General features: G+C 75.6%; 11 protein-coding genes. 10 read left to right on the top strand and 1 reads right to left on the bottom strand.

From position 1 onward, the window contains the following. The first annotated feature begins 92 nt into the window (after window positions 1-92). The 6 genes from ACH4PU_RS02590 (at window position 93) to nudC (ending at window position 11,172) form a co-directional block, all read left to right on the top strand. The gene (locus ACH4PU_RS02590) at window positions 93-644 is read left to right on the top strand and encodes an MGMT family protein (RefSeq protein WP_398265350.1); all 552 of its coding nucleotides are present in this window, start codon (window positions 93-95) and stop codon (window positions 642-644) included. Between the two features lie 318 nt (window positions 645-962). Then, a complete protein-coding gene (locus tag ACH4PU_RS02585) occupies window positions 963-4,784 on the top strand; it encodes a UvrD-helicase domain-containing protein (protein WP_398265347.1) in 3,822 nt (1,273 codons plus the stop codon). 76 nt (window positions 4,785-4,860) lie between these two features. Next, on the top strand, window positions 4,861-5,028 hold the full coding sequence (locus tag ACH4PU_RS02580; RefSeq protein WP_398264765.1) for a hypothetical protein: 168 nt from the start codon (window positions 4,861-4,863) through the stop codon (window positions 5,026-5,028). A 46-nt stretch (window positions 5,029-5,074) separates the two neighbouring features. Further along, window positions 5,075-8,713: an ATP-dependent DNA helicase gene (locus ACH4PU_RS02575; protein ID WP_398264763.1), complete on the top strand. Its 3,639-nt coding sequence runs from the start codon at window positions 5,075-5,077 to the stop codon at window positions 8,711-8,713. 48 nt (window positions 8,714-8,761) lie between these two features. Next, window positions 8,762-10,177, top strand: a complete 1,416-nt coding sequence (locus tag ACH4PU_RS02570; protein WP_398264761.1) for a dipeptidase — start codon at window positions 8,762-8,764, stop codon at window positions 10,175-10,177. 68 nt (window positions 10,178-10,245) lie between these two features. Then, complete coding sequence (gene nudC, locus ACH4PU_RS02565; RefSeq protein ID WP_398264759.1) at window positions 10,246-11,172, top strand: NAD(+) diphosphatase; 927 nt, start codon at window positions 10,246-10,248, stop codon at window positions 11,170-11,172. A gap of 68 nt (window positions 11,173-11,240) precedes the next feature. Here the strand turns inward: nudC and ACH4PU_RS02560 are convergent, their stop codons facing one another. Continuing rightward, window positions 11,241-11,480 (bottom strand): mycoredoxin, encoded by a 240-nt coding sequence (locus tag ACH4PU_RS02560; RefSeq protein WP_398264757.1) that lies wholly within the window; start codon window positions 11,478-11,480, stop codon window positions 11,241-11,243. 186 nt (window positions 11,481-11,666) lie between these two features. Between ACH4PU_RS02560 and ACH4PU_RS02555 the strand changes: the two genes are divergently transcribed. From ACH4PU_RS02555 to ACH4PU_RS02540, 4 genes are all read left to right on the top strand, one after another. Then, window positions 11,667-13,937 carry an ATP-dependent DNA helicase UvrD2 gene (locus ACH4PU_RS02555; RefSeq protein WP_398264754.1) on the top strand — a complete coding sequence of 757 codons (2,271 nt, stop codon included), beginning with the start codon at window positions 11,667-11,669 and terminating at the stop codon, window positions 13,935-13,937. A 150-nt stretch (window positions 13,938-14,087) separates the two neighbouring features. Further along, a complete protein-coding gene (locus tag ACH4PU_RS02550; protein WP_185941691.1) occupies window positions 14,088-14,414 on the top strand; it encodes a hypothetical protein in 327 nt (108 codons plus the stop codon). Between the two features lie 131 nt (window positions 14,415-14,545). Continuing rightward, complete coding sequence (locus ACH4PU_RS02545) at window positions 14,546-14,917, top strand: WhiB family transcriptional regulator (RefSeq protein WP_004937453.1); 372 nt, start codon at window positions 14,546-14,548, stop codon at window positions 14,915-14,917. Continuing rightward, window positions 14,914-15,240, top strand: coding sequence for a hypothetical protein (locus ACH4PU_RS02540; RefSeq protein ID WP_185941690.1), 327 nt, complete (start codon window positions 14,914-14,916; stop codon window positions 15,238-15,240). The genes ACH4PU_RS02545 and ACH4PU_RS02540 overlap by 4 nt, the downstream gene beginning before the upstream one ends. The last annotated feature ends 27 nt before the right edge of the window (window positions 15,241-15,267 follow it).

Here is a 15,267-nt window from a genome sequence, read left to right as displayed (position 1 = left end):
ACGCCCTGTAGTCCGATCGCGCACTCTGGGTGATCTTCCGGAACCCGGACCTCCGGACGGTGGCCCCCGAAGCGCGCGGCGCCTGCGGCAGTATGGACCGGGTGACCGACGCATCGCCGCCGCCCGGGCCGCACCGGCTTCCGGAGGATCCCGCGGACTCCGCCCCCGAGGCCCTCGGGGCTCCCGAGCTTCCCGCGTACGCGGAGCGCGTCCTGACCGTCGCCGAGACGATCCCGCCGGGCCGGGTGATGACCTACGGCGACGTGGCCGAGTGGCTCGGCGAGGGCGGGCCGCGCCAGGTCGGCCGGGTGATGGCACTGTACGGCGGCGCCGTGCCGTGGTGGCGCGTCGTCCGCGCGGACGGCGTCTTCCTCCCCGGCCGCGAACGGGCGGCGCTCGGCCACTACCGCGAGGAGGGCACACCGCTCCGGACGGCCGGGCCCGCCGCCGACGGGCACGTACCGCGGATCGCGATGGCGCGGGCGCGGTGGGACGGGCTGCCGCTCGTGAAAGACGTGAAAGAGGGGGACGAGGGTGGCGCCGGGGACGAGGAGCCCGGGGGCTCGCCGGTCGCCGAGGGTGCTCCGCGCTCCCGTGCCAAGGGCGCGCGCGGCGGCGCGTGGCGTGTGAAACGCGCCACCTGATCCGCTCGTCCGCCGGGCAACCCGAACGGGTGAGGTGCCCGAACGGCCCTCACGCCCCCGGGAACGCCCTGCGCCCCACCCGCCTCCTGGCGTAGCGTCGAGGGCCGCCCCACCCCCGCGCCCCGACGGCGCGCGGAGATCCGTACCCGACCCGCAGGACCGGCACCTCACGTGAGTTCCACCCCCCTTTCCGGCATCCCCGGCTCTTCCGGCGCCCCCGGCCCGCTCGCCCCGGCGCGCCCGGAGGACCCGGAGCGCCGGCGGGCACCCCGGCCCGCGCCGGGCGCGTACCGCCTGGTGCGCACGCCTCCGGGGCGCGTGGTCCCCCCGGAACTGGACGCGGCACAGCGCGCGGTGGTTGAGCACGGGCAGGGGCCGCTGCTGGTCCTCGCCGGACCGGGGACCGGCAAGACCACGACGCTCGTGGAGGCCGTCGCCGAACGCGTGCGGCGCGGCGCCGACCCCGACCGGATGCTCGTCCTGACCTTCAGCCGCAAGGCCGCGGCGGAGCTGCGCGACCGTGTGGCGGCCCGGCTGGGGGAGCACGGGCTGGCGGCGCGGGCGCCGCAGGCCACCACCTTCCACTCCTACTGCTACGCCCTGGTCCGCGCCCACCAGGAGGCCGGCCTGTTCGCCGAGCCGCTGCGGCTGCTGTCCGGCCCGGAACAGGACGTCGCCGTCCGGGAGCTGCTCGCCGGCCAGACCGAGCTGGAGCGTGCGGGCCGCGCCACCGTGCGCTGGCCGGACGACCTGCGCGCCTGCCTCACCACCCGCGGCTTCGCCGACGAGGTGCGCGCGGTCCTCGCCCGCAGCCGGGAACTGGGCCTGAGCCCGGAGTCACTGGCGGCCTTCGCCGAGCGGACGGGACGCGGCGACTGGTCGGCCGCGGCGGCCTTCCTCGCCGAGTACCTGGACGTACTCGACGCGCGCGGCGTCGTCGACTACGCGGAACTGGTGCACCGCGCGGTGCTGCTGGCCGAGCGGCCGGAGGTCGCGGCGGACCTCGCCGGACGGTACGACGCGGTGTTCGTCGACGAGTACCAGGACACCGACGCCGCCCAGGCGCGGCTGCTGCGCGCGCTGGCGGGCGGCGGCCGCACCCTGGTCGCGTTCGGCGACCCCGACCAGTCCATCTACGCCTTCCGCGGCGCCGACGTGGGCGGCATCCTCGACTTCCCGACGGCCTTCCCGCGCCGCGACGGCTCGCCCGCCCCGGTCCGCGTCCTGACCACCTCCCGCCGCTCGGGCGCCGCCCTCCTCGCCGCCACCCGCCTCCTCACCCGCCGGATGCCCCTCGGCCGCCTCCCGTCCGACGCCGTCCGCGCCCACCGCGACCTGACGGCCGTCCGCCCCGGCGGCCACGTGGAGACGTACACCTACCCGACGCCGGGCGCCGAGACCGACAACATCGCGGACATCCTCCGCCGCGCCCACCTGGAGGACGGCGTCCCCTGGGGCGCCATGTCCGTCCTCGTCCGCGCCGGCTCCCGCTCCATACCGACCCTCCGCCGCGCCCTCACCTCGGCGGGCGTACCGGTGGAGGTCGACGGCGACGACATCCCCCTCCGCCACGAACCGGCGGTCGCGCCGCTGCTGACGGCACTGCGGGTGGTGGCGGAGTGGGCGACGACGGCGCCGGGGCCGGGCGGGGACGCCGCGGACGGGCCCGGGGGCGCCCTTGGCGAGCTGGGGGACGACGCCCCCGGGCCCGGAGGCGAGCGGGGAAGCGCCCCCGCGTCCGAGCGGACGTCCCTGCCCGGCCTGAGCGGGGACGTCCCCGGCCAGCCCGGGGGCGAAGCTCCGGGAGCCGAGAGTGCCCTTGCCGAGCCCGGGGATGACGCTCCCGTCCCCGCAGGCGGACGGGGACGCGTCCCCGCGGCCGCGTCGGACGAGGACGGCCTCGCCGGAGCCGAAGACACCGGGACGGGCCCGGAGGGTGACCCCACCGCGACCGGGCGCGAGCGCGCTTCCACGCCCGCGCGCGAGCCCGGCGCCGTGCCGGAGGCCGGCTCCGGTCCCGGCACGGCCGCCGAACCCGCTTCCGCCCCGGCGCCCGGCTCGGCCACGCGGTCTGGCATCGACGTGTCGCCCGAGCCCGCCGCCGCTCCCGCCACTGCCCCCACGCCCGAGCGCGAGCCCGGCGCAGCGCCCGAGCCCGACGGCCGGCCGGGGCCCGGCCCGGCCCAGGAGGGCGCGGCGGACGAGCGCCCGGCCGCGCCCGCCCCCGCCGCAGCCGGCGTGCTCACCCCCGAGACCGCCCTGACGCTCCTCACCTCCCCCCTCGGCGGCATGGACGGCGCCGACCTGCGTCGCCTGGGGCGGGCCCTGCGGGAGGAGGAGCGGTCCGCCGGCCGTACCGCGCCGCGGGCCTCGGACGTGCTCATCGCCGAGGCGCTCGCCGCGCCGGAGCGGCTGGTGGCGCACGATCCGGCGTACGCGCGGGGCGCGCAGCGCCTGGCCGCGCTGCTGAGCGCCGCCCGGGACCGGCTCCGGGCCGGCGGCACCGCCGAGGACGCCCTGTGGACGCTGTGGAACGGCACGCCCCGGCACCCCGCGCCCTGGCCGGACCGGCTGCGCCGCGCCGCGCACCGCGGCGGCGCCGCCGGCCGCAACGCCGACCGCGACCTCGACGCCGTCTGCGCCCTGTTCGAGACGGCGGCCCGCGCCGAGGAGCGCGTCGGCGGCCGCGACGTCCTCGGCTTCCTGGACGAGCTGGAGGCCCAGGACATCGCCGCCGACACGCTCACCCGCCGGGCCGTGCGCCCGGACGCCGTCCGGCTGATGACCGCGCACCGTTCCAAGGGCCTGGAGTGGCGGCTCGTCGTCGTCGCCGGGGTGCAGGAGGGCCTCTGGCCCGACCTGCGCCGCCGCGGCTCGCTGCTGGAAGCGGACCGTATCGGCCGCGACGGCCTCGCCGCACCCCTCCCGCCCGGCGCGCTGCTGGCCGAGGAGCGCCGGCTGTTCTACGTGGCGGCGACCCGCGCCCGCGAGCGCCTCGTCGTCACGGCCGTCAAGGCCGCCGCCGAGGACGGCGACCAGCCGTCCCGCTTCCTCACCGAACTCGGCGTCGAACCGGTCGATGTCACCCAGCGCCCCCGCCGCCCCCTCGCCGTCGCCGCGCTCGTCGCCGAGCTGCGGGCCACCACCGTGGACCCCGCCGCCTCGGACGCCCTCCGGGCCGCCGCCGCCGACCGGCTCGCCCGGCTCGCCGGCCTGCGCGACGACGAGGACCGGCCGCTCGTCCCGGCCGCCGACCCCGACCGCTGGTGGGGCCTGTACGAGCCGACGCACAGCGAGGTGCCGCTCCGCGACAAGGACCAGCCGGTCGCCCTGTCCGGCTCGGCCGTCGGCCAGCTCGTGGACACCTGCTCACTCCAGTGGTTCCTGGGGCGCGAGGTACGCGCCGAGGCGCCCGCGGGAACGGCCCAGGGATTCGGCAACGTCGTGCACGTCCTCGCCGACGAGGTCGCCTCCGGCCGCACCCCGGCCGACCTCGCCGTCCTCATGGAGCGCCTGGAGACCGTCTGGGACGCGCTCGCCTTCGACGCGCCCTGGAAGTCCCGGCAGGAGAAGGAGAACGCGCGGGCGGCCCTGGAGCGCTTTCTTCGCTGGCACGTCATGGAACGCGGCCGCACCCCCGTCGCCACCGAGCACCCCTTCGACGTGACCCTCACCGCGGGCGGCCGGCTCGTCCGTGTCCGCGGCTCCATGGACCGCGTGGAGCGGGACGCCGCCGGCCACGCCTACATCGTCGACTTCAAGACCGGCAAGACCCCGGCGACCGCCGCCGAGGTGGCCCGCCACCCCCAGCTCGCCGTCTACCAGCTCGCGGTCCGGCACGGCGCCGTCGACGACGTCTTCGACGGCGTACGCCCGCGCCCCGGCGGCGCGGAACTCGTCCAGCTCCGGCAGGGCGCCACCAAGAAGGAGGGCGGCGACGCGCTGCCCAAGGTGCAGGCCCAGGAACCGCTGTCCGACGGTGGCGAGGAGGGCGCCGACTGGATCGGCGACCTCCTCGCCACCGCCGCCGGACGCGTTCTGGACGAACGGTTCGCCCCGCGCCCCGGCACACACTGCGCGCACTGCGCCTTCCGCTCCTCCTGCTCGGCCCGCCCGGAGGGCCGCCAAATCGTCGAGTGAGGGCCCGGGTGCCCGGCATGGACGGAACGGCGGGGACGGGCGACGCGGCGTCCGGGGAACGGACGGCGAGTCGCCCATGACACCGGTCACGGACGGCCCGGCGCCCGAGTGCCCGCGCCAAGCGGCCGACGCGTTCCCGGACGAGACCGGGCCGGACAAGACCGGACCGGACAAGACCGGACCGGACAAGACCGGGCTGAACAAGGCCGGGCCGGACACAAGACCGGCCGGACAAGATCGGTAAGGCCGGCCGGCGGTGCTTGTCAGTGCCCCCGGTTACCGTTTGTGACGTGACCCCGCGCCTGACCGACCCCGAGCAGCTCAAGGAGCTCCTCGGCATCCCCTTCACCCCGGAGCAGACGGCCTGCATCACCGCGCCGCCCGCCCCGCAGGTCATCGTGGCCGGGGCCGGGTCGGGCAAGACGACGGTGATGGCCGCCCGCGTCGTCTGGCTGGTGGGCACCGGGCAGGTCGCCCCCGAGCGCGTCCTCGGCCTCACCTTCACCAACAAGGCCGCCGGTGAGCTCGCCGAGCGCGTCCGCAAGGCGCTCGCCGCCGCAGGAGTGACGGCGGGGGAGGCCACGGAGGAGGAAGGGCCCGGCGAGCCGCGGATCTCCACGTACCACGCGTTCGCCGGCCGCCTCCTGAAGGAGCACGGCCTGCGCATCGGCCTGGAGCCCACCGCCCGCCTCCTCGCCGACGCCACCCGCTACCAGCTCGCCGCCCGCGTCCTGCGCACCTCCCCGGGTCCGCACCCGGCCCTCACCCGCCCGTTCGCCGACCTCGTCGCCGACCTCCTCGCCCTCGACGCCGAGCTCGCCGAGCACCTGGTCGAGCCGGAGGAGCTGCTGGCTCACGACGAGGCCCTCCTCAAGGACCTCGACGGCGCCCGCCTCACCAACGCCGACCTGCGCAAGGTCCCCGAGACCGCGCGCGCCCGGCGCGAACTCACCGGCCTGGTCGCCGCGTACCGCGCGGAGAAGCGCCGCCGCGACCTCCTCGACTTCGGCGACCAGATCGCCCTCTCCGCCGAGCTCGCCCGCACCCGCCCGGAGGTCGGCCGGATCCTCCGCGAGGAGTTCTCCGTCGTCCTCCTCGACGAGTACCAGGACACGTCGGTCGCCCAACGCCTGCTGCTTGCCGGCCTGTTCGGCGGTGGCACGGGCCACGCGGTCACCGCCGTCGGCGACCCCTGCCAGGCCATCTACGGCTGGCGCGGCGCCTCCGTCGCCAACCTGGACGAGTTCCCCCGCCACTTCCCGCACGCCGACGGCCGCCCCGCCGCCCGCCACGCCCTCAGCGAGAACCGGCGCAGCGGCGGCCGGCTCCTCCGTCTCGCCAACGGCCTCGCCGCGCCCCTGCGCGCCCTCCACGAGGGCGTCGAGGCGCTGCGGCCCGCGCCCGGCGCCGAGCGGGACGGGTACGTGCGGTGCGCGCTGCTGCCCACCCAGGCCGAGGAGCTGGCCTGGCTCGCCGACTCCATCGCCCACCGGGTGCGCACCGGCACCCGGCCCGGCGACGTCGCCGTCCTGTGCCGCACGGCGGCCGACTTCGCCCGGATCCAGGGCGCGCTGGTCGAACGGGACGTCCCGGTCGAGGTCGTCGGCCTCTCCGGGCTGCTCCACCTGCCCGAGATCGCCGACCTGGTCGCCGTCTGCGAGGTCCTCCAGGACCCCACCGCCAACGCGTCCCTCGTCCGCCTCCTCACCGGCCCCCGCTGGCGCATCGGGCCGCGCGACCTCGCCCTCCTCGGCCGCCGCGCCCGCACCCTGGTGCCGTACGGCAGCGCCGGTACGGACCCAGAGCGGCGGCTCGCCGAGGCCGTGGAGGGCCGCGACCCGGCCGAGGTGATCTCCCTCGCCGACGCCCTCGACACCTTCCTGACCGGTGACGCGTCCGACGACGGCCTGCCCTTCTCCGCCGAGGCCCGGGTCCGCTTCGCCCGCCTCGCCACCGAACTCCGCGATCTGCGGCGGAGCCTGGCCGACCCCCTGATGGACGTCCTGCACCGGGTGCTCGCCACCACCGGCCTGGAGGTCGAGCTCTCCGCCTCGCCGCACGCGCTGGCGGCCCGCCGCCGGGAGACCCTGAACCAGTTCCTGGACGTCGCCGCCGGCTTCGCCGGCCTGGACGGCGACGCCGGCCTGCCCGCCTTCCTCGGCTTCCTGCGGACGGCCGTCCAGTACGAGAAGGGGCTCGACAGCTCCCTCCCCGGCGCCGAGGACACGGTCAAGGTCCTGACCGCCCACAAGTCCAAGGGCCTGGAGTGGGACGTCGTCGCCGTCCCGGGGCTCGTCGCCAAGACCTTCCCGAGCGAGCAGGCGCGGGACGCGTGGACCTCCCAGGCCCGCGTCCTCCCGCACGCCCTGCGCGGGGACGCCGACACCCTCCCCGAGGTCCCCGCCTGGGACGGCAAGGGCATCGCCGCCTTCAAGGCCGCGATGAAGGACCACCAGGCCACCGAGGAACTGCGTCTCGGCTACGTCACCTTCACCCGCCCCCGCTCCCTCCTCCTCGCCTCCGGCCACTGGTGGGGCCCCGAGCAGAAGCGGCCCCGCGGCCCGTCCGCCTTCCTGCACGCCCTGCGCGAGCACTGCGAGGCCGGGCACGGCGAGACCGAGGCGTGGGCCGACCCCCCGGAGGAGGGCACCACCAACCCCGCCCTGGACGCGGCCGAGGCCGACCGCGCCTGGCCGCTCCCCCTGGACCCGGACTCCCTCACCCGACGCCGCGAGGCCGCCGCGGCCGTCCGCGCCCGCCTGGGCCGCCTCCCCGGCCCCGCCCCGGCGCCGGTGCCCGCCCATGACCCGGAGTGGCCGCCTCCGCCGGAGGAGGACGAGGAGGCGTACGACGAGGCGTACGGAGACCTCGCGCACGAGGCCGACGCCGCCCTGACGGACTGGGACGCCCTGCCCACCACCCGCCCGACGCCACCCGAGGAGCCCACGGCACCCACGACTCCGGCGCCCGATCCGGCACAGCGCCCCGAACCCGCCGTACCGGCTCCCCGGCACGAGCGGCGTGGCGCCGGGCCGCACGACGCCTCCGCCGCTGAGCCGGCCGCCCCGGACGGGCTTCCGGCTCAGAACGGCCGCGCCGCCTCGAACGGAGCTTCCGCCGCGGACGCGTCGTTCGCCCTGGACGGCGCCCCCGACCAGGCCCCCGCCACGGGAGCCCCCGCCCGGAAAGCGGTGCCCCACGCCGGCCTCACCCCCGAGGAGAGCCGCCTGGCCGCCTCCTGGGACCGTGACCTGAACGTGCTCGCGGGCGAGCTCCGCAGGGCGCGGGCGAGCGTGCACGAGGTGCCGCTGCCGGCGTCCCTGACCGCGTCGCAGCTCGTCCGGCTCGCCGCCGACCCCGACGCGTTCGCGAGCGAGCTGGCCCGGCCGATGCCCCGCCCGCCGCGGCCCGCCGCGCGCCGCGGCACCCGCTTCCACGCCTGGGTCGAGTCCCGCTTCGAGGCGCTGCCGCTGCCGCTCCTCGGGCCGGACGAGCTGCCCGGGGGCCTGGACGACGACGAGGCGGCCGGGCCCGACGAGACCGGGATCGCCGACGAACGGGACCTCGCCGAGCTCAAGGCGGCGTTCGAGCGCACCCCGTACACCCACCGCACGCCGTACCGGGTGGAGGCGCCGTTCCGGATCACCCTCGCGGGCCGGGTGATCCGCGGCCGGATCGACGCGGTCTACCGGACCGAGGACGAAGCCGACGGCGCCTACGAGATCGTCGACTGGAAGACCGGCCGGGACGGCACCGCCGACCCCCTCCAGCTCGCCGTCTACCGCCTCGCCTGGGCCGAGCGGCACGGCCTGCCGCCGTCGGCCGTCTCCGCCGCCTTCGTCCACGTCCGCGACGGCCGCGTGGTCCGCCCGACGGGGCTGCCGGACCGGGCGGGGCTGGAGAGGATCCTGATGGGGGAGGGTGAGTGAGACAAACCCGGTCCCGGTCACGGCCCGTGTCCGGCTAGGCTCGACGTCATGAGCGACACCCCGGACAGTGCCGTCCGCGCGTACATCCAGGAACACCGCGCCGCCTTTCTCGACGACCTCGCCGAGTGGCTGCGCATCCCCTCCGTGTCGGCCGACCCCGGCCACGCGGCCGATGTACGCCGCAGCGCGGACTGGCTGGCGGACCGGCTCAGGGCGACCGGCTTCCCGGTCGCCGAGGTCTGGGAGACCGCCGGCGCCCCGGCCGTCTTCGCCGAGTGGCCCTCCGGCGACGAGGGCGCGCCGACGGTCCTCGTCTACGGCCACCACGACGTCCAGCCGGCCGCCCGGGAGGACGGCTGGCACACCGAGCCGTTCGAGCCGGTCGTCAAGGACGGCCGGATGTACGCCCGCGGCGCCGCCGACGACAAGGGCCAGGTGTTCTTCCACACCCTCGGCGTCCGTGCCCACCTGGCGGCCACCGGCCGGACCGCCCCCGCCGTCAACCTCAAGCTGATCATCGAGGGCGAGGAGGAGTTCGGCTCGCCGAACTTCCCCGGCCTCCTCCGCGCGCACGCGGACCGCCTCGCCTGCGACGCCGTGATCGTCTCCGACACCGGCATGTGGGCCGAGGACACCCCGACCGTCTGCACCGGCCTGCGCGGCCTGGTCGAGTGCCAGGTCGACCTGTACGGGCCGGACCAGGACATCCACTCCGGCGCGTTCGGCGGCGCTGTGCCCAACCCGGCCACCGAGGCCGCCCGGCTGGCCGCCGCGCTGCACGACGAGGACCGCCGCGTCGCGATCCCCGGCTTCTACGACGGCATCGTCGAGCTCACCGACCGCGAGCGCGAGCTCTTCGCGGAGCTGCCGTTCGACGAGAAGCGCTGGACGCGCGGGGCGCACTCGCACGCCACCCTCGGCGAGGCCGGCTACAGCACGCTGGAGCGCGTCTGGGCCCGCCCGACGGCCGAGGTCAACGGCATCGGCGGCGGCTACCAGGGCGCCGGCGGCAAGACGATCGTCCCGTCCTCCGCGCAGCTGAAGCTGTCCTTCCGCCTGGTCGCGGGCCAGGACACCGACCGCGTGCAGCGGGCCGTCCGGGAGTGGATCGCCGGCCGCCTCCCGGACGGCGTCCGCCACGAGCTCACGTTCACGGGCGCCACCCGCCCCTGCCTGACGCCGCTCGACCACCCCGCCCTCCAGGCCGTCGCCCGCGCCATGGGCCGCGCCTTCGGGCAGCCGGTCCGCTTCACCCGCGAGGGCGGCTCCGGACCGGCCGCCGACCTCCAGGACGTCCTCGGCGTCCCCGTCCTCTTCCTCGGCATCTCCGTGCCCTCCGACGGCTGGCACGCGCCGAACGAGAAGGTCGAGCTCGACCTCCTCATGAAGGGCGTGGAGACCGCCGCCCACCTCTGGGACGACCTCGCCACGGGGGACACGTCCTGGACCCGCCGCGCCGGCTGAACCGGCCCGGGCCCATGACGCACCACACGCACCACCGCCATCACCACCAGGGGGAGTTGGAAGCAGCCGTGACCACCAGGACCGAATTCGCCGCCGACCGCATCACGCTCAGCGGATCGAGCGGCATCGACCGCGCCGCGCACCACCGGCTGGACGAGGCGTGGCTGTCGGCGGCGTGGAGTCACCCGTCGACCCGCGTGTTCGTGGTCTCCGGCGGCCAGGCACTGATCGACGACACCCCGGACGGCCGTACGGAACTGGTGATGACGCCGGCGTTCGACGCGCCGCCCACCGAGACGCACCGCTACTTCCTCGGCCAGGACGAGGACGGGGTGGCCTACTTCGCCCTCCAGAAGGACAGCCTGCCCGGCCGCATGGACCAGTCCGCACGGCCCGCCGGACTCCGCGAGGCGGGCCTGCTGCTCTCCCCGCGCGACGCCGGGCTGCTGGTCCACGCCGTCGCCCTGGAGAACTGGCAGCGCCTCCACCGCTTCTGCTCGCGCTGCGGCGAGCGCACGGTCATCGCCGCCGCCGGCCACATCCGCCGCTGCCCGGCCTGTGGCGCCGAGCACTACCCGCGCACCGACCCCGCGGTCATCATGCTGGTCACCGACGACCAGGACCGCGCCCTGCTCGGCCGCCAGATGCACTGGCCGGAGGGCCGCTTCTCCACCCTCGCCGGCTTCGTCGAGCCGGGCGAGTCCATCGAGCAGGCCGTCCGCCGCGAGGTCGCCGAGGAGGCCGGCGTCGTGGTCGGCGACGTCGAGTACGTCGCCAGCCAGCCCTGGCCCTTCCCCTCCAGCCTCATGCTCGGCTTCCTCGCCCGCGCCACCTCCCCGGAGATCCAGGTCGACGGCGAGGAGATCCACGAGGCCCGCTGGTTCTCCCGCGACGATCTCCGCGCCGCCTTCGCCTCCGGCGAGGTCCTGCCCCCCACCGGCATCTCCATCGCCGCCCGCCTCGTCGAACTCTGGTACGGCGAACCGCTTCCGTAGGACCGGTCCGGAGCATGGGAAGGCCCCCGCCGCGGCGGGGGCCTTCCCATGGACCGAGCCGGCCGCCGTCAGGCGCCGATCTTGGCCTTGACCTGGGCCAGCGAGGGGTTGGTCAGCGTCGAGCCGTCGGAGAACAGGACGGTCGGGACCGTCTGGTTGCCGTCGTTGGCCTTCTCCACGAAGGCGGCCGACTCGGGGTCGAGCTCGATGTTCACCTCGGTGTACGCGATTCCCTCGCGGTCCATCTGGCTCTTCAGACGGCGGCAGTAGCCGCACCAGGTGGTGCTGTACATCGTCACGGCGGACATCGGGACTCCTTCTGCAGGCGAGCTGGGGGAGCGAAGCTCCGGTGGTAGAACGTGCGCCCCTCTCCTACCATTCCCGCCCCGCCCGCGCGCCCGCACCGGGCTGTCACCGGAGTGATGGTATGACCGCAGGGCCTCACCTGTGGACAACGTTCCCGGTCACCTCCGCGGACCTGGCAGCATGGCTGCGTGACAGCAGCAACGCACTCCCCTCTCTTCCCCCAGGTGCCGGAGACCGCCGACGCCGTGCTCGACGGGCTCGACCCGGAGCAGCGCGCGGTGGCGACGGCGCTGGACGGGCCGGTGTGCGTGCTGGCGGGTGCCGGTACGGGCAAGACGCGCGCGATCACCCACCGGATCGCGTACGGCGTGCGGGCCGGGGTGTTCCAGCCCACGAGCGTGCTCGCCGTCACCTTCACCAACCGGGCGGCCGGCGAGATGCGCGGCCGGCTGCGGCAGCTCGGCGCGGCGGGGGTGCAGGCCAGGACGTTCCACTCGGCCGCGCTGCGCCAGCTCCAGTACTTCTGGCCCAAGGCCGTGGGCGGCGAGCTGCCCCGGCTGGCCGAGCGCAAGGTGCAGATCGTCGCGGAGGCGGCGGCCCGCTGCCGGATCCGGCTGGACCGCAACGAGCTGCGGGACGTGACGTCCGAGATCGAATGGTCCAAGGTCACCCAGACCGTCCCCGAGGACTATCCGGCCGCCCTCGTCAAGGCCGGCCGCGACGCCCCCCGCGACCCGGGGGAGACCGCCAAGATCTACGGGATCTACGAGCAGCTCAAACGCGAGCGCGGCGTGATCGACTTCGAGGACGTCCTGCTGCTCACCGTGGCCGTCCTCCAGGACCGGCAGGACATCGCCGAGACCGTCCGCCGGCAGTACCAGCACTTCGTGGTCGACGAGTACCAGGACGTCAGCCCCCTCCAGCAGCGCCTGCTGGACCTGTGGCTGGGGGACAGGGACAGCCTCTGCGTGGTCGGCGACGCCAGCCAGACCATCTACTCCTTCACCGGCGCCACCCCGGACCACCTGCTGAACTTCCGCTCCCGCCACCCCCGGGCCACGGTCGTCCGGCTCGTCCGCGACTACCGGTCCACACCGCAGGTGGTGCACCTGGCCAACGGGCTGCTCGCTCAGGCCCGCGGGAAGGCCGCGGAGCACCGCCTGGAGCTCGTCTCCCAGCGCGAGCGCGGCCCCGAGCCCGCCTACGCCGAGTACGCCGACGAGCCGGCCGAGGCGGAGGGCGTCGCCCGCCGGGTCCGCGACCTCATCGCCTCCGGGGTGCCCGCGAGCGAGATCGCCGTGCTGTACCGGATCAACGCCCAGTCCGAGGTCTACGAGCAGGCCCTCGCGGACGTCGGCGTGCCCTACCAGCTGCGCGGCGCCGAGCGGTTCTTCGAACGGCCCGAGGTGCGCGAGGCGCAGATCCTGCTGCGCGGCGCCGCCCGGGCGGGCGGCGGCACCGATCCGCAGCTGGCCGGCGCCGAGGACCTGCCCGCCCAGGTGCGGGCCGTCCTCTCCACCCGGGGCTGGACCACGGAACCGCCCGCCGGTTCGGGCGCCGTCCGCGACCGCTGGGAATCCCTCGCCGCCCTGGTGCGGCTCGCCGAGGACTTCGCCGCCGCCCGCCCGGGCGCCGGCCTCGCCGACCTGGTCACCGAGCTCCAGGAGCGGACGGAGGCCCAGCACGCCCCCACGGTCGAGGGTGTGACGCTCGCCTCACTGCACGCCGCCAAGGGCCTGGAGTGGGACGCCGTCTTCCTGGTCGGCCTCACCGAGGGCATGATGCCGATCACCTACGCCAAGACGGACGAGCAGCTGGAGGAGGAGCGCCGCCTCCTCTACGTCGGCGTCACCCGGGCCCGCCGGCACCTGACCCTGTCGTGGGCCCTCTCCCGCTCGCCCGGCGGCCGGCCCTCCCGGCGTCCCAGCCGCTTCCTCAACGGCCTGCGGCCCGGCTCCCCGGCGCAGGGTCCGGCCGCCGCGAGCTCGCCGTCCGCCCGCGGCCACGTCTCGTTCGGGACTGGCTTCGGTGCCGGTCCGGAGGACGGTTCCGAGGACGGCCGCGGCCGGTCGGCCGCCGGATCGCGCGGCGGCGCCCCATCACGGGCGCGCCGGCCGGCCCGCTGCCGGGTCTGCGGCCGGACGCTGACCGACGCGGGCGAGATCAAACTGCTGCGCTGCGAGGACTGCCCCAGCGACCTCGACGAGGGGCTGCACGAGCGGCTCCGCGACTGGCGGGCCGACCAGGCCCGGCGGCTCGGCCAGCCCGCCTTCTGCGTCTTCACCGACAAGACGCTGCTGGCCATCGCCGAGGCCGTGCCGGAGACGGAGGGGGAGCTCGCCGCCATCTCGGGCGTGGGAGCCCGCAAGCTGGGCCGGTTCGGGGCCGACGTCCTGGCCCTCTGCGCCGGCCGTGAGCCGGAGCGGCACGAGGGCCTCGAGAAATCTCCGGAAAAATAGTTTGCGTGCGTGGACGGCCTACCCATAGCCTTCCGAGCAGGAAAGCAACGGCCCCTCGCGGGATTCGTTGGTTCCGTGCTGTACTGCTGTACTCAAACCGAACATGACGGGCTACGGCCCGTCCCGAGACGCCGAGAGGAGGCGAGACCCATGATCAGCTTCATCACCAGCAACAAAATGACCGATCGCCCGGTCTTCGCCACGCGTTCCCTCGGCATTGAGGCCGGCATCATCGCCGCGCCGTCGTTCGGTTCCGTCCAGGGCACCGGTCTGTCCCTCGCCAAGCTGCCGCTCTCCGAGTCGGTGCTGGGCAATGAGCGACCGACCAAGGCGCCTGAGGTGGCGGAAGCGGCAGCAGTGGCACGGGTCCGTGCCATCGCTGCGGAGACCGACGGCGCCGGATCCCGGACCAAGCAGTACCAGCACCACACGATGTGGGCCTTCCGTGGGCTCGAACCCTGGAGAGATCCAGCCTGATCGGCAGATCAGGTCGGCACCTTCCAGGGCCGCGGAACCCACACCGGGATCCGCGGCCCTTTTGTTTGCCCCCCGGCAGGGGGAACCAGCCCGGCCACCAGCCGGAACAACACAGACGAGGAACACACACCGTGCACATCAAGGCACACACCCCGTCAGTAGCCACCGACCTGATCCCCCCGCCCGTCCCCACGGAGGACTCCTTGACCCCCCTCGCTCCGCTCACCGCGCTCACCGACCTCGACGACGCGATCGAGAACCTCGGCACCCCCGTGCCGTGCCGCACCTACGACCCCGAGGTCTTCTTCGCCGAGTCCCCGGCCGACGTCGAGTACGCCAAGTCGCTCTGCCAGACCTGCCCGCTGCGTGAGGCCTGCCTCGCCGGGGCGAAGGACCGCCGCGAGCCGTGGGGCGTCTGGGGTGGAGAGCTCTTCGTCCAGGGCGTCGTCGTGGCCCGCAAGCGTCCCCGTGGTCGCCCGCGCAAGAACCCGGTCGCCGCATGAACCTCCACGGCACCATCGATCGCCCCGTGACGCACGACCCCAAGAAGCAGGACCCGACGATGCAGCGCCCGTCCCCCGAGCCGGCCGGCTCCGCCCTCTCCGTCCGTGATACCTCCGGCGCGATCGTCTCGCGTCAGAACAGGAACCTCGAAATGCAACTCATCCCAGAAATCCTGGCCCGCGCGCATATGCACGAGCGTCTCCGCGAGGCCGAGTCGGAACGCACCGCCGTCCGGCTCGCCACGGCCCGCCGGATGCAGCGCCGTGCCGAGCGCGCCTCGCTGCGTGCCCGCAGGGCCTTGGCCATGGCCGTCATGCAGTAGGCGGCCGGGCAACGCTTGGTGAGCCGA

This window comes from Streptomyces sp. NPDC021100 (genome assembly GCF_044333095.1).
Taxonomy (GTDB): domain Bacteria; phylum Actinomycetota; class Actinomycetes; order Streptomycetales; family Streptomycetaceae; genus Streptomyces.
Note: the sequence above shows the minus strand (reverse complement) of the source record. Positions and strands in the feature narration are given on the sequence as shown.